The following is a 21754-nucleotide window of genomic DNA, read 5'->3' as shown; positions in this document are numbered from 1 at the left end:
GGGCAAGGCATGAATCGGCCTGTTATCACTTTCAGCATTCTGCTGTTATTTTTTCCGTTGCTGGCGCAGGCCAGTTGTTATTATTTAATTGATGCAGAAGGTAACGAGCGCTCTTCAGTATTCCCACCGTATGATCTCAGTTATCCAGCAGATAAGCTCTCTAAAAAAGAACAGGCAAGGCGCGCCAGTCTGGGTTATTTAATTATCAGCCCGGATATAAGCTATTGCGATCTTAGACCATTTCAGTTTGAGCAACCTAAATCAAAAAAACCAGCAGTATCCAAACCTGCACCAGTTACGGTTCCGCCACCTATTTTACCCAGCCAGAAACAGGTGCCACAAATGCCCGAACCTTTACCTGTTGAACCTGTCCCTGAACCTGCGATTACGCCCATAGTATCTCCTGAACCAACACCTGTAATTGAGCCTGCACCCACTGTGGAAACAGCCGTTGCAGCAACGCCTGAAGTGGAAGCGGCACAACTTAAAATGACTGAGGCGATGCTGGAAGATGCCATCGGTAGTATGGACAGTGCCTTAGGGCGCAAAGATATGCAGACTTATCAGCAATATTTAGCGGCGCAATTAAATATCCAGGAAACCACAGCGGAAGGAAAAACCCGCTCAGATGACATTGCACGCGATGCTTATGTGCATCTGCTGGAAGAGCAATTAGAGAAACTGGTGCATTACGCTATTCAGCACGAACAGATAAAAGTGCAAATTGATGAGGACGGACAAAGTGGACAAGTCAATTCAACGGTGCAGGTTAAACTGGAATTTGCCAACGGCCTGAAAAGTACCCGGCGTTTTAATGAAACCAGTTTTTTTGTGCAGGAAGATGCGCAATTGCGTTTATACAAAGTATTAATGCAGATTTTACAAGAAGCAACACCTGCGCCTGAAGCCATTGTTGCAGAACCTGCAACAACGCCGCTAGAAGTCACGCCTGAGATTGCAATAGAAGCCGAGCAAAGTAGTGCCGAAACAGCAACCACACCCACCATTAAACAAGCAGCAGATCCAACAGCCATAGCTGAACAGCCTGCGGCGACTCAAGAAAGCACTGCCACAGAGCCTGCAAAAATTGGTGAACAAGTGGCCGAGTCTGCATTTTGCAAGCAAGTAAGCGATATTCCAGCAGCGGCTTGCCATACGCTGGTGGCTTTATTTGAGCAAACCAATGGCCCCAGTTGGCGTAATAATAATGGCTGGAAAGCAGACAAAAAAGCCTGTAACTGGCGTGGTGTAGGCTGCCAGAAATCTCAGGTAATCAGTTTGAAATTACCGGGTAATCGCCTGCAAGGTGAGCTGCCGGATTTAAGTGTCTTCTCGCATTTAGAAACCCTAAACCTGGCAAAAAATAAATTATCAGGGACGCTGCCGGATCTTGGTAAGCTGGATAAACTCAAAACCTTAATTTTGTCACGTAATCAACTTTCTGGTACATGGCAGGGGCTTGATAAGCTAAAGCAACTGGAAACGCTGAAAGCCTACCATAATCAGTTTACGGGTAAGTTACCGGCTGCTATCGCGCAATTAAGCCAGCTTAAGGTGCTGGAACTGCAACATAATGATTTTCATGGCAGCTTGCCTGATATGACAGGTTTATCAGCTCTGGAGAAATTAAACCTCAGTCATAACCGGTTAAACGGGGCATTAAGTAGTATTGAAAAATTAACTACATTACAGGTTTTGGTTTTGAATAAAAATAAGCTGGATGGCGAATTACCGGATCTCAGCACCTTGAAACGCCTGAAAAGTATTCATTTGGCAAATAATCAACTTACAGGTGGGATACCGGACATCAGCAGCTTACGTTGGCTAGAGTCCTTAAACCTCGCTCATAATCAATTTAACGGCGACTTGCCAACGCAATTGAGCGCCCTGCAATATCTGAAATGGTTACAATTACAGCATAATCACTTCACCGGCCCCATTCCTGATTGGCGTGTTTTAAAGCGTCTGGAAACTTTAAATCTGGCTGATAATCAATTATGCGGTAGTGTGCCTGAGTGGCTGTTATCCAGTAGTTTGAATGCACCAGGTAGCGTCATTGAGTTGAATAATAACCGCCTCAGTACTGATAATGAAAAACTGAAGACCTTATTGACGCAAAAAAATAAAGACTGGGAAGCAATGCAGCAGCCTTCAGATTGCGCAAACCCGTGATTCGGATTCTGATTTTCTCCGTATTACTGGAAGCCTGGCGTAAATCTTTTTTTACGCTCAGTGCCGCGTTATTAGTAATGATGTTAGGGTTGGCACAGTTTGCCGCCAGTCTGGCAATTACGGAAGTGGCGCAAACGCACTTAATATTTCTGGCGGGTAGTTTGCGCTTATTGCTGGTTTACTGGCTGGCAAGCTGGATTATTCATAGCGTGATCTCAGAATTTACCCGCCAGGATATTTATCGTGTGTTGTCTTTACCAATTTCCCGTCGTTTATGGTTATTTGGTAAATTTTTGGGGTTTGCCGTACTGGCTGCTTTATTAGTACTTGCCAGTGTTATTGTTATCAGTGCCTGGGCTGATAGCCTGTTGCAGCTACTGTACTGGGCGGTTTCCTTTTGGGCTGAGTTATTGTTGATCACCTTGTTCAGCCTGCTGCTGGCCATTAACTTTCGGCAAAGCAACGCCGCTTTAGTGCTGGTTTTGGGGTTTTATCTGCTCTCCCGGAGTTTGGATAACCTGCTAACGATCAGTGCCAATCTGTTATTAGCCGAAACCAGTCATAGTGGCTGGTTGCTGGAAAATTTTTTATCCATACTGGATAAACTATTACCTAATTTACATCAGTTTACGAATTCAGGCTGGTTGGTTTACCATACTGCCAATCTCAGTCTGTTAAATAGTTTATTACTACAAACAGGGGTTTATGGCCTATTATTATTTACTATGATGCAAATTGATTTTTCCAGAAAAAACTTATGATAAGGTGTGATATAAAAGCTTCATTTTTATGCTTTGAAAGCACAAAAAAAAATACTTTTGCGCCACACTGATTTTTGGATAATCAAAGCGTGTATAAGATTCCTATCAAAACAATTGGGTTGCATAACACCCGTTATAATGGATAAATTTGGATGAGAATTCTGATTGCAGATGATGAACCGTTAGCAAGGCGACGCCTGCGTGCCTTGCTCAATGAAATTGGCGGTCATGAAGTATTAGAAATAGAAGCAGCCAATGGACGCGAAGTTCTGGAAATGAGTAAAGCCTATAAACCAGATATTGTGACCATGGATATTGGGATGCCCAGTATTAATGGCATGGATGCGGCTAAAAAGCTCAGCACCTATCCACATCCGCCGATTATTATTTTTACCACAGCATATAGTGAGTATGCGCTGGATGCTTTTGAGCAACAAGCTGTGGATTATTTGCTCAAACCGATTCGCCGCGAGCGCCTTGAGCAGGCGCTGGATCGGGCAAAAGCCTGGCATAAAAAACCACAGGTGGAAAAAGACCTGAATAATACCGATCACAGCAAAAGGGCGCGTACCCATATCAGTATCAATATGCATGGCGAAGTACGCTTGATACCGGTAGAAAAAGCTTATTATTTTCGTGCTGAACAAAAATATGTCACGATGGCCTGGTCAGGCGGTGAAGTATTACTGGATGAATCTTTAAAAAATCTGGAAGAAGAGTTTTCCGGGCAGTTTTTACGGATACACCGTAATGCGCTGGTTGCGCTGGTACATGTCGCTGGCTGGAAAAAAGATGATAACGGTCAGCATTATATTACGTTTACTGGGATTGATGAGCAATTGGAAATCAGTCGCCGCCATCTGCAAAATGTTAAACATACTATCCGCGATATGTGTGGCGCGCGCCGTAATGCTAAAACCTGAGCTTGCGATGTAACTATTTATTTGTCCTGAAAATAAATGAAAATCCTACGCCCGGTTTCACTTCTTATTTTATCCTCGTTCCTAACCTGAAAACAGACAAAAAAAGAAGCGGTGAAGATCAACTCTTCCCGCTTCAAAGGCTTGGCTTAGGAGGCTAAATAAGGTGAAAAACTCACCTGTTTAATACTGACTTATGTTTTGTGATGCACTTAAAATCTTACTTAATAAATGCAGTGTCTATGCCAATTTCATGGAAAACCCAGTCACTAGCTTAACTATTTGATATTAAATACTTTTATCCTTTCATTTTAAATTTTCAGGTGTGACCCTTTCCAGAAAATAATGATTGACTGTCAATAATGACACAATTAAAATGTGTTTAAAGCCTAATCTGTCAGAAAAAGCCTTACCATGAAATTAGATGAAGCAAATATTTTCCTCAATTGTTTACGCGAACCGGCCATTTTATTATCACCGGAATACCGTATTTTATGTGCCAATCAGAGTTATCAGTCACATTATGCAAACTCCAGTGTCATTTTAGGAAAACACTGTTACGAAGTATCACATAACTATGATCGTCCTTGTAACCTGTCTGGTGAAAGTTGCCCGATGGATACCTGCCGGGAAACCAAACAACCGCACCGGGTTTTGCATTTACATTACACCCCTAAGGGACGAGAACACGTTGAAGTGGAAACCATTCCACTGAAAGACAACCAGGGTAATATTCAGTTTTTTGTTGAAATTATGCGCCATCCTGCCGTTGCCAGCACCCAGCCTGGCAATGTAGATTTAGTGGGTACGGCACCTGCATTTAATCGTATGTTGGCCTTATTACAACGGGTAGCACCGACATTAACCACGGTTTTATTGCTGGGTGAATCCGGTACCGGGAAAGAGTTGGTGGCTAAAGCAGTACACGATAGCAGTCACCTTGAAGGACCGTTAGTACCCGTGGAATGCTCCGGTTTGTCAGAAACCTTGTTTGAAAGTGAATTATTTGGTCATCGTAAAGGGGCGTTTACCGGTGCCTTTGATACCAAAACGGGTTTGGTTGAGGCGGCACACGGCGGCACCTTGTTTCTGGATGAGATTGGTGATATTCCATTAAACTTACAAGTTAAGCTATTACGCTTGCTGGAAACTGGAACTTATCGTCGCGTCGGTGAGGTTGAACCACGTCAGGCAAACTTCCGTTTGGTGTGTGCAACCCATAGAAAGCTAAATAAAATGGTGGAAAAAGGTAAGTTTCGCCAGGACTTATATTACCGGATCAGTGCTTTTCCCATTCATTTGCCAGCATTACGGGAACGTATGGAAGATCTGCCTCTGTTGGTGGAAACCTTGTTAAAACGTATTGTTGGTCAACGCGAGTTAAAGGCCAGTGAAACAACACTGGAATGTTTAAAGCATTATGCTTTTCCCGGAAATATCAGAGAACTGCGTAATATTCTCGAACGTGCCAGCTTATTAGCAGATGGTGACAGCATCTTAGCCGTGCATTTACCTGACACCTGCCAAACCTGTATACCAACGTCTAAGCCGCCTTTTTTTGGTGAAAAAATCATCCCATTAGAAACCTTGGAACGGGATTATTTACAGTGGGCGCAATGCACTCACTCGGGGGATCGTGCTTCTTTAGCCGAACAACTGGGCATGAGCGAACGCACCTTATATCGTAAATTAAAGGGCCTTGAATCCTGATGTTATATGAAATTTTACAAGTGAAACAAGTCAAAGGTGAACCATTGCGCCGCTGGTTTATGGATCAGGAATTTGATTTAATGTTGTGGCTTGACGAAACACATGTCAGAATCATTGGCTTTCAGTTGGTTTATAATAAAACGCGCGAGGCACGGGTAATTACCTGGCAGCATGATAAAGGTTGTAGTCATGATCGAATGGATGATGGCGAAAACCGTCCCGGACGTTATAAAAGCAGCCCTATCCTGCTACCTGATGGTGTTTTTCGCGCAAAATACCTCATTGAGTCTTTTCGTCAGGCTGCCGGGAATTTAACAGCCAATGACGTGAACTTTGTGTGTAAAAAACTGAAATTATGCGAACAAAACTTAAGTAGGTAAGCAAAAGTGTATTAACATTATTATTTAAGCATAGAAAGCATGTTAGTTACAGAGCCACAAAGGCAGGCAGCATAAGGTATAACAATGGAACCATTTATTTCTGGAGAATTACGCGATATACACGGTCTGGACAGCATCCCCTGGTGGCCGCTGGCACCGGGTTGGTGGTTGTTGCTGACTGTCGTTGTCCTGTTGTTATTATTCGCAGGAAAAATCCGTAGGCGCCTGGATTGGCGTCCCGATGCCCGCTCACAACTGAACAAGCTATACCGCCAAATCAAACGCCAGCCTGACAAGGCCACCCTGGCAGAATTCTCCGAACTGATGCGGCGACTGGCAATTGCCCGTTATGGTCGGGAAAGCTGCGCGGGTCTGCAAGGGGAAGCTTGGTTGAGTTGGTTGCAGGCGCACGATCCCAAACGTTTTCGCTGGCAGGAGCGTGGACAGTTATTATTATCTTTGCCTTACGCGCCACCCGATGCCCCAATTGCAACTAACCGTAAAGAGGAAAAACAGGTACGTACCTTATTTCGCGCCGCCCGTGCCTGGGTGGATGCAGAATTACCTAAACGCGCACAGAAAAAAGCCCGTATTCGCGCTGCCCTGAAATCATTCTGGCAATTCCTTAAACAATTGCCCAACCGAAATCCATAAGAAGCTTTTCATGTTTACCTTTTACTGGCCCTATTTCGCATTATTATTGCCTTTGCCCTTATTGATTTGGTGGTTATGGCCGCTAAAACCCCAGCACCAAACCAGCCTGGATGATGAAGAATCACAACCCGCTTTGATTCATCCGGCCTTAGAGCGTCTGGAAGCCGCTTATGCCAAAGCCGAACCTGCCATGCCCAAAGGTTTATGGCTACCCTTGTTTTTGCTCTCATTGCTGTGGGTATTTTTGGTATTGACCTTAATGCAACCGCAATGGCTCAGACCGCATACCGAAATGAAAAGCCGGGGTTATGATTTGATGCTGGCAGTGGATTTATCCCGCTCCATGTTGGCACTGGATTTTAGTGTGCGTGGCAATCGCGTTAACCGCTTGCAAGTGGTCAAAGGCGTGATGGGGACATTTATCGAACAGCGTGAAGGTGATCGCATCGGCTTGATTTTATTTGGCGATGGTGCCTATCTGCAATCCCCGCTGACCCTCGATACCCGCGCCGTGCGTAAAATGCTGGATGCCACCGTGCCGCGTCTGGCAGGTGATGGCACGGCGATTGGTGATGCGATTGCCCTGGCGGTTAAAAAATTACGCGAGCGCCCGGAAGGTTCGCGGGTGTTGATTCTGTTAACGGATGGCGAAAACACCGCTGGTAGCTTACCCCCTAATGTTGCCACTATGTTAGCCGCGCAGCACGGCATACGCATTTATACCATCGGCGTTGGTAGCGAACAGGAAACCGTGCCTTTCCCGGATGAAAGTGGTCAAATTACCATGGAAGCCATGAGCATGGATGAAGGCATCCTGCAAAAAATCGCCCAATACAGTGGCGGCGCTTATTTCCGCGCCACTGATGCCAAGGCTTTGGAGCAGATTTACGAACAAATTAATCAACTGGAAAAAACTGAAGCGGAAAGCCGCACGGTGTGGATACCAGAATCTTTGTATCGTTATCCTTTGGGTATTGCTTTGTTGTTATTGCTGGCTTTGGCCTGGAACAGCCGGAAGCGGGGGCAGGTAAGTATTTAAGCTGAACACGCCTGATTATTTCTGCGAACTTCCGCGCTTTCTGCGGCTTTATTTTCCATGCACAAGGTTAAAACCTTCGCCTTTCAGGCGAACAGATTTATCTCTAATGTTTAACGGTAAAACTTAAAATATGGGTTTTAGCGCTAACACCCCAAAGGGGTATTTTAATATAGCTTGGGGCAACGCCCCAAGGTAGAAAATGACACGTTTACGCCCTGAAAGGGCAGGTTAAAATGATTGCAATATTTTAATCTGCCCTTTCAGGGCGTGAATGGCACGGATACAATTCCAGGGGTGTTACCCCTGGCTATATTAATGCGCCCCGTTGGGGCTAAACAACAGGGCTTGTCCGCCCTGTATCTCGGCTTTCAGCCGCCAAACGCTCTAACCCACCCGTCTTTTAGCGGGTGGTTGTTTAGTACTTTAGCCGCAGAAGACGCGGAAGTTCGCTGAATAGGCACCTATGGAATTATTATGACTTATGTTTAGTCAGTTCTGTAAACACACCCTCAATCCAGTGAAATATATTGCTCCCCCGGTTTAACCAAGCCCAAATCCAGCCGCGCCCGCGCCTCAATCGCATCCAGCCCATTTTTTAAATCACTGATTTCTGCTATCAGGCGTGCATTACGTTCTTTTAGCTGCTGGTTTTTGCCTTCCCATTGTTGAATTTGTTGTTGTAACTGCTGGTGTTCCGCAAAGCCATTATCACCTAACCACAAGGCATATTGTAAAACCAGTAATAGTAACAACAAAGTACCCAGTATGAATGGTCGTAACATAATTTAACCTGAGTTTTTAATTCAAGTGCAGCTTGAATTAATCCAGCAAATTCCGTTGTTTTAAGTCCTGGTAAATCGTATTAATGATTTTATTGCTGAATCTGCGTTTACCTAACAGCCACCAAAGCGATAGCAGTATCCAGCGCAATACGGGCATGGAACGTGGTAATAGTTTTTTAACCACCACCGTTGCGCGTGCGCGCACTGCTGCTTTTAATTTGGTTTTTAAAACCTTGGTGGATAAAGTGGGCCATTCCTGGAACGGGATGGGTTTACATAAACTTTCATCCATCAGTGGCACAACAGGCAGGTGACGATGGCCCTGTGCATTCTGGTAAATTTCCCCTGATTTATTACGAATATAAAAACTTTGTTTCTGTTCTTCTGTCCAGTTTTCAAACAAGGGGTTACATTCAGGCAAAGTAAAATAACGCTTTAAAAAACTTTGGCAATTGCGCCGTCCCAAGTGAAAATCATGCTCTCTGAAAGACTGATCCAGAAAGCCGCCGAAAGCGCCTAAAGCAGTACTGGCAAGTGGTGCAGTATTTTTTGCACCTTCATCCGATGAGCGACTGGGGGCAATCATAAAACGGCTGTAAACATCATCCTGACAGGCCAAAGCCAGTTCGTCCGGCTTAAAACGCGCTTGATTAAGCAGGCTGCCAAACATCTGCTGCAATACCGAGAGAATATTCGTATCCGGTTCATAGTCAGTTGCAAAAGGAATGGGATCAGGAAAGGGATCCACCATTAATACCGCGCGGTGCGCTTTATCACCTTCGCGGGGGTTGGAGCCGCCTTCGCCAGCCAGCACCTTATGCGCCAACTCCAAAGGCTCGTTATTCATTACCCCACCGTCCACGCATAAAAACTCATATTCCTGATCGGGCTGGGTTTGATAGGCTTCTGGCCAATGTGGCTTAATATGTTCCGGGGCATAACAACGATGGTTTTTGTCTTCCGTTGCAACTGGCATCCACCAGGTGCGTTTCGCGTAATCACCCAGTGGACGATGCAAAACCCGGGGTGCCAAACCACCGGGAAAGGCGCTGGTAGCTAGAGCGGCTTGTTTTAAGAGCAGCCATTCTGGCGTGGTGAAGTCAAAGGGGTCGAGACGAAAAGCGCCAGCGGGTAAATTATCATCATCGCTGGCAAAAACAAAGTGAATATGATCTGCGTGATAAGATAAATCATGGGCAGCTGAGGTGTTGCTGCCAAAACGAATCTGATAAGGTACACCGCGCAGATTGGTGATGCTTAACAGGATATGCAACTCCTTATCAAAATAAGGCCGGTGCTTGAGTTCACCACTGGGACTAAAGGCATAGTCTGCAATTTCATTGAGTACCGATACGTCTAATAATGAAGCCAGTGGTGATTTCTCATCCTGACAGTCCTTATCTTCCAGCATACGAAAAATATCGGCTAATTCCACCCAGGAGCGATACAGCTTATTGTCGGCATGGGTTGCAACTTCCGGGCTGGTTACGGGATCTAAGCTACGTGTTGCCAAGGTACCCAGCAAAGCGCCAGAAATACCACCTGCTGAAGCGCCGGAAATTGCTTTGATTTTGACTTGATGTTGCGGCGTGGTTTCTGGTGTTTGTTTTTTCGCCTCTTCCCAAACTTCTAAAGCTTGCAGTAGAAAATCCAGTACCCCGGCAGTATAAGCGCCTGCTGAAACTGCGCCCGCCATTACTAAACCAATTTCAAATTCAGGATTCTTTTGTTTAGCCATCTATTGATTATTCCTTAGAAACCGTAGCGAGAACAAGATAATTTGAGGTCAATTTTATCATTATTTAAGGCGAATAGTGGTTCTATTCAACGAGCGTATAAAAAGTGTACTGAAATATTCTAAGGGGAATACAGGCAACTGTGCAGATTTTTGGTATACACAAAAACAGTATCAGCGAATGGAAATGGTGCTTTGCCGCACAAAAAGCACCCTTAAAAATTACCTGATAGCAAGAAAAAGCGTACAATGCCTGTTTACCCCCTCATTTTAAGACCGCCTATTTATGTATGCTTTATTAGTCCTTATTATCCTGTTTTTTTTCAGTTTCTTTCATAATTTAGACGCTGCTGAAATACAGCTTCAACCTAAATTATCATTATCTTACCGGGATCTTTCTTATTCTGCTGCGCCAGTGAAAATCACTGGCGACGTACTCTCAGCGGGTGCCAGCCTAACGCTGATACGTGAGCGTTTTTATCTGGATTTTGCGGGAGAAAATAGTATTGATAATTTACAGCGTAATACCCAGATAGCATTTGATCGTCAGGATATTTCAGTCACGCTGGGCTATGGCATTTATGACAATGTCAGTTTATTTACCGGATTTAAACAAGGTAAAACCAAAATTTATTCTCAAAGTGGTGTGCCGGATAATATTATTAACTTACAGGAATACGGCCCTTACATTGGCGCGGGTGCTGGCTGGCGTGCCAGCGAAAACAATATTTTCAGTTTTACGGTGGCTTATGCCGATATGCAGTCAAAATACCAGGATGCCACTATTAACAGTGCGCGCGGGGATGTTTCCGGTACCAGCTTAGCCATTGCCTGGCGTTGGAATATGAACAAACACCTGTTTTCTCAATTATCCATGGTGCGCCATGATTATTTTTATGAGAATTTTGATCAGATTAATTTTGATATTCACGAAAAGCTCTTATCAATTCGCGCTAGTTTGGCGTATCAGTTCTAATTAAAAAACCGCTTTAGGTACTGGGCTAATCCCTTTTGGGATTGTAGCGCATGGCTTTGCCGACTGCTGCCGTAATGCAATTCAGGATGTCTTTTTAGCGTTTCACCATCCAGGCAAAAAAATGCTTCGGCAGCCGTGATGTGTGCAGGCAAGGTATAACAGCGGTAAGCATTCAGGCTTTCCATATGCCGGGTATAATCATTAAGCTGTAGCTGAGAAACAAAGCAATGAATAGCCTGGTGTTTTTTTTCAAGCAAATCTGTGATATCCAGTAAATAATTGGGATTTAGCGGTACGCCCACTTCATACATGCATAGCGTTACCACTGCGCCGCAACGTGAAACGGCTGCACAGGCTATTTGTGCCAATGCATAGTGATCAGGATGAATTTCATGCAGAGAGGGCGCGTACACCCGAGTGGCCTGAGTATCGTGAATGAGTTTAAGCAGGGCTGCAACCTGCTTTTCATTAAAAACCAGTGCTCTATCAGCAATGTCCCAGTGACTGATGTGCTGATAAGCCAACACCTTGGCAGCTTCCACACTTTCCTGGCGACGTAATTGGATGTAGGCTTGTTTTGCCGTTTCATTTTCATGCACAATCGCGGCACTGCCATCGGTTGCCAGCAGACAATGTACCTCATCATTTTGTGCCACATGGCGCATAATTGCGCCACCACAGGCAAATACTTCATCATCCGGGTGCGGCGCTAATACCAGCACGTTGCCGGGTGGCGGACAGGTTTCTGCGGTATAAGGAATAAATGCCTGTTCCACGCCCATGTTTATAAACCCCGCAATTGATCACTTAAGTCAGGTAACCACACGACCAGTTTTGGAAATATTAATAACAAAGCCAAAGCAATTAATTGTAATGCAACAAAAGGTAATACACCACGGTAAATGGTTTGTATCGGCAAGTTATCCGGGGCAACTGCTTTAAGATAAAACAAAGAAAAGCCAAACGGTGGGGTCAGAAAAGAGGTCTGCAAATTAACCGCAATCAAGATGGCAAACCAGAGTAAATCAATCTGGAAGAAAGCAGCAATTGGAGCCAGGATAGGCACCACTACAAAACAGATTTCAATAAAATCCAGGAAAAAACCCAGGATGAAAATTAATAACATGCTGAACCCCAGAAAGCCCCACACGCCGCCGGGTAACTGGGTAAATAAATCATGCATCAAGGCATCCCCACCCAAGCCCCGGAACACCAGGCCAAAGGCCGTTGCCCCCACCAAAATCAAAAACACCATACTGGTGAGCCTGAGGGTTTGTAACATGGCAGCATTAAGGTTTTTCAAGTTCAGGCGACGATGTGACAGTGCCAACAATAAACCACCTAAAGCACCCATTGCCGCAGATTCTGTCGGCGTGGCGATACCGGCAAAAATAGAACCCAGCACCAGTAAAATCAGCAGCAGTGGTGGTAATAAACTCAGCAGCAGCTTGCGCAGGGTTAATTGTTGTTCTGGATCTTCCAGCGTAATTGCCGGGGCTGATTTTGGATTTGTCCAGGCATTCCATAAAATATACAATAAAAACAGCAAGACGATTAGCAAACCGGGTACTACAGCGGCCATGAATACACGTCCTACCGGCACGCCGATGACATCCCCCAGCAGGATTAAGACGATACTGGGCGGAATAATTTGTCCCAGGGTGCCGGAGGCTGCAATCGTGCCTGTAGCCAGACTTGGTGCATAACCATATTTCAACATGCTGGGCAGGGCGATAACCCCCATTGTTACGACGGTTGCGCCGACAACGCCGGTAGCCGCAGCTAATAAGGCACCAACTAAAACAATGGAAATAGCCAAGCCACCAGGCAAGGGACGGAATAATTGTCCCATCGTTTCCAGTAAATCTTCTGCCAGCCCGGATTTTTCCAGCACAATACCCATAAAAATAAACAGTGGCACTGCCAGCAGGGTGAAATTGGTCATGATGCCCCAAATGCGTAGCGGCAGCAGATCAAAAAAACTCAGTTCCAGAAAAATACCACCAAACAGCAGGGCCACAGCGCCCAGGGTAATGGCGACCGGATAACCCAGCAATAGCAGCAGCATTAAAACTGCAAACATTAATAGGGCTACCATGCTTATTCCTCGGGGCGTTTTATCGTAGAAGCGGTGGTTTCAAAACCGGCTAAAAACAGGGTTTGATGAATGAGGTTAGCGATACCTTGCAGCAATAATAAAGAAAATCCGACAATAATCGCAGATTTCAATAGCCAGCGTGATGGCAGGCCACCAGGGTCTGGGGATATTTCTCCACGAATATAGGCATTATCTACCCAGGGGTAAGCAGCTTGAATGACCAGCAGGCAAAATGGTAATAATAAGAAAATATGACCAAGCAGATTTATCCAGGCGCGACCGCGCTCTGAAACCCAGTGGCTCTGATAGAGGATATCCACGCGAACATGACCATCATGTTTTAGGGTGTAGGCAGCGCCCAGCAAAAATATCAATGAGAAAAAATGCCATTCCAGTTCCTGAATAGCAATATTGCTGACATTAAACAGGTAGCGCATGATCACATCGTAGGCAATGAGCAAAACCATGCATAATACCAACCAGGCGGTGAGGCGTCCCACCCCTTCCACCAGGGTTTCAATCCCATCACGTAAAAAGCGTAGTAGTGTAATCACGGGAGAATCTTGCATAAGCGTGTTTGAACAAAAGAAATATTCAAACAGAAAGAATGGTGGCTATGGGTGGACTTGAACCACCGACCTCAGCATTATGAGTGCCGCGCTCTAACCAGCTGAGCTACATAGCCATCTATAAGAAGGCGCGTATTATGCAAACTCAAAGCGGCTTTGTCAAGCATTGAAAATGATATTTTCTTTCCGTGATATACTGAGCAACCTGAATTCGGTATAAAACTAAAGGTAGTGAAAGTCGCTTACACCTTGCACTTACACCTTGCACTTACACCTTGCACTTACACCTTGATAACATAGACTCTCAGCTTGACTACTCGCTTATTGCATTAATATGGATGGATTTCATGGATAAAACACTGGTGATTTATCACGCTAACTGCCCTGATGGCTTTGGGGCTGCTTATGCGGCATTTGAATCTTTAGGCGCAGAAGCACACTTTGTTGCTGCGCGGCATGGTGACACACCGCCTGATTGCCAGGATGCTGTAGTTTATATTGTGGATTTTTCCTATAAACGTCCCATTATGGAAATAATCTGCCAGGCAGCAAAAAAAGTAATTGTGCTGGATCATCATATCAGCGCTGTAGAAGACTTAGCGGGATTAGATCAGGAATATGACAATCTGACTTTAAATTTTGATATGGATCGTTCCGGTGCGGTGATCACCTGGGAATATTTTCATCAAACACCCGTACCTAAATTACTGCGCTACATCGAAGATCGTGATTTGTGGCGTTTTCAATTAACAGATAGTCGTATCATTAACCTGGCAGTGGACAGTTATGATTTTGATTTTGCACAATGGCGGGAATTTGTAACTCAGCCTGAAAAACTTGCACAATTGCATGAAGCAGGCACCGCCATTGCACGTTACCTGGAACAGCTCTATGTACAATATCAAAAACGTGCAGTCATGGGACAAATTGCAGGCTATGATGTACCAATTGTGAACTGTCCACCAGTATTAAGCAGCGAATTATTACATCGTCTGGGTGAAAATCAGCCGTTTGCTGCTGGTTACAGTGAAGTTGGTTTAGAGCGTCGCTGGTCACTGCGCAGCACTGAAGAGGGCGTTAATGTGGCAGAGGTTGCTCAACGTTTTGGCGGTGGCGGTCATCAACATGCTGCCGGGTTTCGTACTGAACTAGATGCCAGCAGTTTGCATTTAAGTTAAAGGGGTGACATCATTCTATTTCACATCATTCTATTTCGTCATATTTCCAAAATATGACGAAGTTGATCTAATACTGGTTTTATGCTTGCTGCACCTGATTTTAACTGTTGTTATCTAAAATACTGAAAATCTAAAAATCTGATTGAGCCAATATGGTTCAATAATTGCAGATTAATCTGGATAGTCAATAATCTACAAGAGTTTAAAGCTATGTTGCCCACGATTATTTCAGAATTTTTTGCAGCACACCAGGATCTTCTTTGGATGATCGTGGTTGCCACCGATCTTTCGCTGACACTGATCCTATATCGTGTTTTTGGAAAAATGGGCTTATATGCCATTGTGGTGCTCAATATTATGCTGAGCAATATCCAGGGTCCTAAACTCACCATTATTTTTGGCCTGGAAACCAGCTTAGGACTGATTTTGTATGCTGGAATTTATTTTGCAACCGATTTGCTCAGTGAAAAATATGGACAGCGAGAAGCCAATCGCTCAGTGATGATAGGTTTTGCCACCAGCATCGTGGTGGTGGTAATGATGAGTTTCAGCCTGATGTTTGCCCCCTCGGCTGAACGGGAAATGGCGGTTAGCACACATAATGCCTTAACCACTTTATTTAACTTTACACCACACTTTGTATTTGGTTCTCTATTCGTTTATCTGGTCAGCCAAAATCTGGATGTGTGGATATTTCATTACATTAAAAACAAAACCCAGGGACGACATTTATGGTTGCGTAATAACATCTCAACATTAACCTCGCAAGCAGTTGATACGGTGTTATATACATTAATCGTCTGGTGGCCACTGTTCCTTGATACACAACCTCACTTGAGCAATATGGAAGCCTTGCAACTGGCTTTTAATCTGGCACTGGCAAAATACTTCTTTAAGGTGTTAATTGCTTTGATTGATACGCCGTTTATTTATCTGGCACGAGAATGGGATGTGTCAAAACGGGACTGGCATTTTGAATTTCAGCCAGATTATAAAACTACCCATAATAATGGTCAAAAACCACTCACCTCAGATGAAGAAAAAAAAGAAAAAGCGGCAACAAAGCACTGAAACCTGTTTATGCGGGACGAAGCAAAGCTACGCCAACTGCTGCGGCCTCTATCTTGATGGCTTAAAACCTGCACCCAGTGCCGAGGCTTTAATGCGCTCACGCTACAGCGCTTATGTGCTGAAAAATGCAGATTATCTGTTGAAAACCTGGCACCCCGAAACCCGCCCAGCACACTTGGATTTTAGCGATAACCCTGCTTGGCTGCGTTTAAAAATATTAGAAACTCTGGCTGGTCAAGCTGAGGCAGTTCTGGGTTCAGTGCACTTTATTGCATTTTATAAAATCAACGGTCAGGCACAGAAAATGGAAGAAAACAGTTCTTTTGAAAAAATGAATGGGCAATGGTTTTATGTGCAGGCAGCAAGTTAACGATAATATTTCTCCAAAGTATCCATTGCCTGATTGATTTTTTGCAAGCGCTGTGTATCTCCTCCTCTATCAGGATGATGTTTGGCAGCCAGTTGTCGGTAGCGATAGCGAATCGCAGCATAATCAATAGGTTCCTTCAACCCCAAAACTGCCAATGCGGCAAAGCGTTGTTCCCCTGCATAAAACTTTACCCAGAATGTCTGTAATTGTGTTTGTACGTCTGCTTCCGTGGTGTTTTCCAGATGATTAATATCCAGATAATAGTCATGCAAAGGATCATGCTGCATCAGCCCCTTATGACCGGGCTGATAAATTTGCAAACAAATATTCAATGGTGAGATTTCCAGATGCCCTGCTTGTTGTTCCCACAATTGATCGCGTAACTGATAAAGTTGGTGAAACAGGCGAAAATGCATTTGAAATAAAAGCAGTGGCTCACTCAATAAGCCCGGTGGAAAACCCGCTACTTCAGCTTGTTGCAATGCTTTAAGCAATTCATATTCACCCAGTCCAGCGGGATGATTCCGCAATAAATTAAGAATAATCCGATGTAATGGCTTACTCGCTTCATTCCGGGAGTTTGTCGTCATGGCCTGAACCAGGGGTGAGGATTTATCGGGTTACCGCGTTTGCGTAATTCAAAATACAAGCCATTTTGAGTGTTACCACCACTGTTACCCACGCTGGCAATGATCTTTCCCGCTTTGACTTGCACCCCGGTTTTAACATATAAACTTTGATTATGCCCATACAAAGTCATATAAGCTTGATCGTGCTCAATGATGATCAACTGCCCAAAGTGGCGAAACCAGTCCGCATAAACTACGCGCCCATTAGCCACTGCACGTACCTTGCGCCCGGTTGGTGCGGTAATGAATAAACCTTGCCATTTCAAACTGCCTATGCCGCGTTCACTGCCATAATGGTGGGCAATATTACCTTGCACCGGCCAGGGTAATTGACGCTTGAGTTCAGCAAAGGCCTTAGTGTCTGGTAGTGGTGTAAAATGAGGCTGCACGCTAACCTGTTTAAGTATTTCCTGTAGATTTTTTTTATCCTGTTGCAGTGTACCTAAGCGTGTTTTTTGTTTTTTATAGGTTTTACCCAAAGCTGTCAACACTTGCTGACGCTGCTGATTTTTCTTTTCCAGTTGCTGTTTACGCCTTTGTTGTTTTTTCAATAATTTTTGTTGTGCCTGGTTTTCTAAAATAATATTTTGCTCTAATACCTGTACGGTTTCCAAAAGTTGACTGATTTTTTGCATTTGCCTAAGTCTGGCATCGTTAAAATATTGATAATAGGTCATTATTCGACCTAATCGCGTGGGATCCTGTTGGTTGAGTAATAATTTCAGATAATCCTGCTGCCCCATCATATACGCGGCACGGATTTGCTGGGATAAGGTATCTTTCTGGGTTTGTAAATCTTTTTGCGCCTGCACTTGTTGTTTTTTTAATTGTTTGATTTGTCTTTGACTTTTACGTAATTGTCGGGTTTGCTGCTCAATGGTTTTAGCCAATTGCCCGATGGTGGTTTCTGTATTTTTCAGTTCTTTTTGCAGCGGATGATAACGTGCACGGTTTTTTTGTATTTTTTGCTGTAAATGTTGCAAAGATTTTTTAATATCTTTTAGTTTTTCAGTATCTTGTTTAGCTGACTGCGCAGCAACTGAAAGTTGTGGACAAAGCAGTGCTAACAACAAAAATAACAGTAGCCTGTTTTTAGTGATCATGTTCTGTATACTTAGACATAAATAACCTGAGTTCGACGTAAACGCCTTTCATCGCTTATCGTGCTGAAAACTGCTCCCGCCTCACGCTAACTGATTGATAGTGTGTGCTGGATTTTAGCATTTTTGGATAAAAAACCTTATGTCTAATTCACGTTAAATATCGATAAAATACAAAAATAAAAGTATTGAATTGAGTTTTCATCGAATTCAAGTCTCTGCTATCAATAGCTTAGGCATGAAATGAAAGCAGCTTTCAGCGTCTTTAGCGCTGAATGAAGCTTTTACTGAATTCAAATAAACCATCATAATGCAATAAAAATATTCTGTTGATCTTTTCTGCTTTCTGTCAGAATGGACTGCAATAAAACTCAGGAATGCTCAGAATGAAAGAAGTATACGAGTTATCTGATGCGATTCAATGGCATGAAGGGATGTTATTGGCTCCGCAACATTTTCAGCAAATGTCTTTACGTTTTGATCAATTGCTGCATTATCACATGATGGTGTCCATTCCTTTTTTCTGGGGCATACGCCATTTACGCATTGATCCGGTATTACTGCTCAATGGTCGTTTCAGCATTATGGAACTGGAAGGTATTTTCCCGGATGGTTTGGTTGCCTGGCATTGGGCAAGCGATGGCGAGTTGGAACTGGATCTTGAAGCAATCCTGGAGGACTTGAAAAGGGGAAATCAAAAAGTCTATTTGATTGTACCTGCGCGCCGCCCGGATATGAATGTTTTTCAAGGTGATATGGCACGTTATTTGTCGATGGAAGGCAAAACCATACTGGATGATAATACCGGCGAAGGCGAATTGCGTATCCCCCGTCTGAAACCACACCTGAAATTGTATATCGGTACCGAACCCCCTCCCAAAAAATATACCAGTATGCCGCTGGCAGAAGTGGCTTATAAAAATGAAGCCTTTGCTTTAACCGATTTTATTCCACCCACGCTCAATGTATTACCCGCTTCCCCTTTGTATGAAATGAGCTTGCATATTGCCACGCGGGTACGAGAAAAAGCGGCCTTTTTATCTGAGCGCCTGCGTCTACCCAGCTATTCCTCGCGCCTGGAAAAGCCCATGTTATTTGAAACCCAGAATATTATTCAGGGTTTAGTCACAGCATTGCCGCAACTAGAAGCCATTTTATATGCTAAAACCGGGCATCCTTATAATTTATATCAGGCATTATGCGCCCTGTCCGGCAGTATGGCTGGTTTTGCCGGTGCGCAATTGCCACCCGTATTTCCGGCTTACCAGCAAAATGATTTAAAGGCCAGTTTTACGCCAGTATTAAATTTTATTAATAAGATATTAGACAGTATTCATGAATCTTATATTGCCGTTGCCTTCCATTTGGAAGCAGATAATCGCTTTACCTTGCGCCCGGATGAGGCCTGGCTGGGTCAATATTTTATTGTGGGTATGCGTGGACAGCAGGGCGTGGGTGATGCAGAATTAGTCCAGTGGATGTCCAGTGCTGTCATTGGCAGCAGTGACCAAGTACAAGAATTACAAGAAACACGCGTATTAGGCGCGACACGTAAGCCCATTGATAAAGACGATGAAATGGAATTGATCGCCAGTAAAGGCTTGGTATTATTTCGGGTGGAAACCGATCATCGCCTTATTACGCCGGGAGAGGTGTTGGAAGTCTTTAATAACACGGCGGCGGAACAGCGCTTTCGACCTGGCGAATTAATATTTTATGCACCTAACTTAACCTGAATGGGAGTATTCATGCGCAAATTATTTCTGTTACTTATTTTATTGATTAGTTTTGCACCCACAGCATACGCCGCCTGCACCAACTTCCCCGCCGACCTCACCGAACCCAATTACGGTGTGACACAGTGGATTGGCGGTGGGTATGAAAGCAACCGCGAGCGCATCGCAGTCAACACCTGTTTGAATGGCGAAAAAGTCCAGGAAACAGGCAGTAGCGGTGCCAAGTTTTTCGTTGGTTTGCTCACCGATTACCAGGTAGACAAAGATTTTTTTCAAAACACAAAATGGTGGACATCACCGCAACAGATAGGCAAAAAACTTTGCCCCATCAAAGTATTAACAAAGCATATAGATCAACCGGAGCATAAACATGATTCAAACACTTGAAGCAATCGTCAATGAAAGCGGTCAAGTTCGCCTGACTCAACCGCTTGATATAAAAGGTTGGCACAGGGCATTGGTCACGATTTTAGAAGAGCCACCTGCTGAAGCAGTTGAGGCCGCGTTACTGTCTGAATCCAGCCTTGCTGCTGATTGGGAGCGACCAGAGGAAGATGAAGCATGGTCACACCTTCAGTAGGCGCTATCGTACTCATTCCTTTTCCATTTTCAGATCTTACCAATGCCAAGCTCAGACCGGCTTTTGTTGTCGCTGAATCAGGAAAAGATGATTGGGTTTGTGTTCAAATTACCAGCAACCCTTATGCAGATGCTGAGGCAATAAAAATTAAAGAATCTGATTTCAAGACAGGGTCGTTACAGCGAGTAAGCTATGTGCGTCCAGGAAAACTGTTTACTGCAGGTAGAATTATTTTTAAGCGGAAGATTGGCATGTTAGCGGACAGTAAGGTTGATGAGATCAAGGAATCCATCATTAACATCATTCAAAGCGGTAAATAATTATGTTTGCATACACAAGCACATCGCCATTATCAAAAAAACTGACTGGTAAAACTGCCAGTTAGTTTAAATTTCGATATGATGGGCTTGCGTCAGGAAGCTTATGGTATACCATAACAATAGGCTCGCGCATTTTTTAAGGGGAAAATGATATGTTATTTTCTGCTGATCATTCTGAATCCTTGCTTTATGTTTATTTTCACGAATTTTACAGTGAAGTTGTGCGCATAAAGCAACAAATCCGCAATGGCGGCGTGCCTGCGCAATCAAATCAAGCTGAACCGGAAGCACCTGATAATACAACAGATGAACCCGTATTAGTACAGGTGACACCGGCTTATATCCAGCAACACCTGTTTCCCATTCTGGAGCGGCAACGCAGTGACGCGGCGCAACGCGGCGGCGAATACGGCGCAACTTTATACCGCGAAGCCCAGTATCTGATGGCGGGACTGGCTGATGAAATTTTCCTGCATGTTGTCGCTTGGGAAGGGCGGGATATCTGGAGTCATCATCTGCTGGAAAGTCGTTTATTTGACTCCAGCATTTCTGGTGAAAAAGTTTTTTTACATCTGGATAAGCTGCTGCAAGAGCGCAACCCGGTCTATACGGATTTGGCAAGAATTTATTTAATTACCTTATCGCTGGGCTTCCAGGGAAAATACCGCAACCAGATTGATCATGGTCAGTTGGAAGATTATCGTCGACAATTATTCAGTTTTATCACCCAACGCGATACCGAAGGTCTGCATGAGCATTTGATGTTTAACCCGGATAAACATCTGTTTCCCGATAGTTATGGCTTTACCGTAAGAGAAACCCATATCAAACCCTTGCCTACGCTGCGAAAATGGTATTGGTTATTGGCAGTTGTGATATTAGGTTTATTACTGGGATCATATTTTTACTGGGAATACTCCACAGCTGATCTGCAACAATTAATGGATCAGGTTATTGAAGACAGGGCGTTGTAA

Annotated in this window: 24 protein-coding genes and 1 tRNA gene; 17 read left to right on the top strand and 8 right to left on the bottom strand. The window is 44.1% G+C overall.

What is annotated here, in order from left to right; translation table 11 throughout:
* The first annotated feature begins 9 nt into the window (after positions 1-9).
* The 8 genes from QUF61_RS08290 to QUF61_RS08255 all read left to right on the top strand — a co-directional run bounded on the left by QUF61_RS08290 (position 10) and on the right by QUF61_RS08255 (position 8089).
* Complete coding sequence (locus QUF61_RS08290) at positions 10-2172, top strand: leucine-rich repeat domain-containing protein (protein WP_289681298.1); 2163 nt, start codon at positions 10-12, stop codon at positions 2170-2172.
* Positions 2157-2933: an ABC transporter permease subunit gene (locus QUF61_RS08285; protein WP_103921652.1), complete on the top strand. Its 777-nt coding sequence runs from the start codon at positions 2157-2159 to the stop codon at positions 2931-2933. The genes QUF61_RS08290 and QUF61_RS08285 overlap by 16 nt, the downstream gene beginning before the upstream one ends.
* A 152-nt stretch (positions 2934-3085) precedes the next feature.
* Positions 3086-3856: a LytR/AlgR family response regulator transcription factor gene (locus QUF61_RS08280; protein ID WP_103921653.1), complete on the top strand. Its 771-nt coding sequence runs from the start codon at positions 3086-3088 to the stop codon at positions 3854-3856.
* Positions 3857-4267: 411 nt separating this feature from the next.
* Entirely contained in the window at positions 4268-5563 is a 1296-nt protein-coding gene (locus QUF61_RS08275; RefSeq protein ID WP_103921654.1) for a sigma-54 interaction domain-containing protein, read from the top strand.
* On the top strand, positions 5563-5943 hold the full coding sequence (locus QUF61_RS08270) for a hypothetical protein (RefSeq protein ID WP_103921655.1): 381 nt from the start codon (positions 5563-5565) through the stop codon (positions 5941-5943). Before QUF61_RS08275 ends, QUF61_RS08270 begins: the two co-directional genes overlap by 1 nt.
* Positions 5944-6027: 84 nt before the next feature.
* Entirely contained in the window at positions 6028-6597 is a 570-nt protein-coding gene (locus QUF61_RS08265; protein WP_289681297.1) for a DUF4381 domain-containing protein, read from the top strand.
* Positions 6598-6607: 10 nt separating this feature from the next.
* Entirely contained in the window at positions 6608-7636 is a 1029-nt protein-coding gene (locus QUF61_RS08260; RefSeq protein WP_103921656.1) for a vWA domain-containing protein, read from the top strand.
* A gap of 237 nt (positions 7637-7873) precedes the next feature.
* On the top strand, positions 7874-8089 hold the full coding sequence (locus QUF61_RS08255; protein ID WP_103921657.1) for a hypothetical protein: 216 nt from the start codon (positions 7874-7876) through the stop codon (positions 8087-8089).
* Between the two features lie 56 nt (positions 8090-8145).
* Here QUF61_RS08255 and ftsB read toward each other — a convergent pair whose 3' ends face one another.
* On the bottom strand, positions 8146-8418 hold the full coding sequence (gene ftsB, locus QUF61_RS08250) for a cell division protein FtsB (RefSeq protein ID WP_103921658.1): 273 nt from the start codon (positions 8416-8418) through the stop codon (positions 8146-8148).
* A gap of 37 nt (positions 8419-8455) precedes the next feature.
* Positions 8456-10156, bottom strand: coding sequence for a patatin-like phospholipase family protein (locus QUF61_RS08245; RefSeq protein ID WP_289681296.1), 1701 nt, complete (start codon positions 10154-10156; stop codon positions 8456-8458).
* A 412-nt stretch (positions 10157-10568) separates the two neighbouring features.
* On the opposite strand from QUF61_RS08245, the gene QUF61_RS08240 reads away from it, so the two are divergent.
* Positions 10569-11129 (top strand): hypothetical protein, encoded by a 561-nt coding sequence (locus QUF61_RS08240; protein ID WP_289681295.1) that lies wholly within the window; start codon positions 10569-10571, stop codon positions 11127-11129.
* Here the strand turns inward: QUF61_RS08240 and QUF61_RS08235 are convergent.
* From QUF61_RS08235 to QUF61_RS08220, 4 genes are all read right to left on the bottom strand, one after another.
* Entirely contained in the window at positions 11126-11911 is a 786-nt protein-coding gene (locus tag QUF61_RS08235; RefSeq protein WP_289681294.1) for a PIG-L deacetylase family protein, read from the bottom strand. The two genes, QUF61_RS08240 and QUF61_RS08235, sit on opposite strands and share 4 nt — an antisense overlap.
* Positions 11912-11913: 2 nt before the next feature.
* Complete coding sequence (locus QUF61_RS08230; RefSeq protein ID WP_103921662.1) at positions 11914-13233, bottom strand: TRAP transporter large permease; 1320 nt, start codon at positions 13231-13233, stop codon at positions 11914-11916.
* On the bottom strand, positions 13230-13781 hold the full coding sequence (locus QUF61_RS08225; RefSeq protein WP_286019516.1) for a TRAP transporter small permease subunit: 552 nt from the start codon (positions 13779-13781) through the stop codon (positions 13230-13232). The genes QUF61_RS08230 and QUF61_RS08225 overlap by 4 nt, the downstream gene beginning before the upstream one ends.
* A gap of 54 nt (positions 13782-13835) precedes the next feature.
* Positions 13836-13912 (bottom strand) — tRNA-Met (locus QUF61_RS08220).
* Between the two features lie 231 nt (positions 13913-14143).
* Between QUF61_RS08220 and QUF61_RS08215 the strand changes: the two genes are divergently transcribed.
* The 3 genes from QUF61_RS08215 to QUF61_RS08205 all read left to right on the top strand — a co-directional run bounded on the left by QUF61_RS08215 (position 14144) and on the right by QUF61_RS08205 (position 16415).
* Positions 14144-14974: a DHHA1 domain-containing protein gene (locus QUF61_RS08215; protein WP_103921664.1), complete on the top strand. Its 831-nt coding sequence runs from the start codon at positions 14144-14146 to the stop codon at positions 14972-14974.
* Between the two features lie 210 nt (positions 14975-15184).
* On the top strand, positions 15185-16045 hold the full coding sequence (locus QUF61_RS08210) for a queuosine precursor transporter (protein ID WP_103921665.1): 861 nt from the start codon (positions 15185-15187) through the stop codon (positions 16043-16045).
* Positions 16008-16415: a YchJ family protein gene (locus tag QUF61_RS08205; protein ID WP_289681293.1), complete on the top strand. Its 408-nt coding sequence runs from the start codon at positions 16008-16010 to the stop codon at positions 16413-16415. The genes QUF61_RS08210 and QUF61_RS08205 overlap by 38 nt, the downstream gene beginning before the upstream one ends.
* Here the strand turns inward: QUF61_RS08205 and QUF61_RS08200 are convergent.
* Both QUF61_RS08200 and QUF61_RS08195 read right to left on the bottom strand, forming a co-directional pair.
* Entirely contained in the window at positions 16412-17005 is a 594-nt protein-coding gene (locus QUF61_RS08200; RefSeq protein WP_289681292.1) for a DNA-J related domain-containing protein, read from the bottom strand. The genes QUF61_RS08205 and QUF61_RS08200 overlap by 4 nt on opposite strands.
* A complete protein-coding gene (locus tag QUF61_RS08195; RefSeq protein WP_289681291.1) occupies positions 17002-18147 on the bottom strand; it encodes a murein hydrolase activator EnvC family protein in 1146 nt (381 codons plus the stop codon). The genes QUF61_RS08200 and QUF61_RS08195 overlap by 4 nt, the downstream gene beginning before the upstream one ends.
* Positions 18148-18530: 383 nt before the next feature.
* On the opposite strand from QUF61_RS08195, the gene tssK reads away from it, so the two are divergent.
* The 5 genes from tssK to QUF61_RS08170 all read left to right on the top strand — a co-directional run bounded on the left by tssK (position 18531) and on the right by QUF61_RS08170 (position 21754).
* On the top strand, positions 18531-19880 hold the full coding sequence (tssK, locus tag QUF61_RS08190; protein ID WP_177428604.1) for a type VI secretion system baseplate subunit TssK: 1350 nt from the start codon (positions 18531-18533) through the stop codon (positions 19878-19880).
* A 12-nt stretch (positions 19881-19892) separates the two neighbouring features.
* Positions 19893-20267, top strand: coding sequence for a hypothetical protein (locus QUF61_RS08185; RefSeq protein WP_289681290.1), 375 nt, complete (start codon positions 19893-19895; stop codon positions 20265-20267).
* On the top strand, positions 20251-20460 hold the full coding sequence (locus QUF61_RS08180; RefSeq protein ID WP_103921671.1) for a hypothetical protein: 210 nt from the start codon (positions 20251-20253) through the stop codon (positions 20458-20460). Before QUF61_RS08185 ends, QUF61_RS08180 begins: the two co-directional genes overlap by 17 nt.
* Positions 20442-20780 carry a type II toxin-antitoxin system PemK/MazF family toxin gene (locus QUF61_RS08175; RefSeq protein ID WP_103921672.1) on the top strand — a complete coding sequence of 113 codons (339 nt, stop codon included), beginning with the start codon at positions 20442-20444 and terminating at the stop codon, positions 20778-20780. Before QUF61_RS08180 ends, QUF61_RS08175 begins: the two co-directional genes overlap by 19 nt.
* A gap of 152 nt (positions 20781-20932) precedes the next feature.
* Positions 20933-21754 carry a DotU family type IV/VI secretion system protein gene (locus tag QUF61_RS08170; protein WP_103921673.1) on the top strand — a complete coding sequence of 274 codons (822 nt, stop codon included), beginning with the start codon at positions 20933-20935 and terminating at the stop codon, positions 21752-21754.

The sequence above is a fragment of the Candidatus Venteria ishoeyi genome, from assembly GCF_030378065.1.
Classification (GTDB): Bacteria; Pseudomonadota; Gammaproteobacteria; order Beggiatoales; family Beggiatoaceae; genus Venteria; species Venteria ishoeyi.
This window is presented reverse-complemented; position numbering and strand designations above follow the sequence as displayed.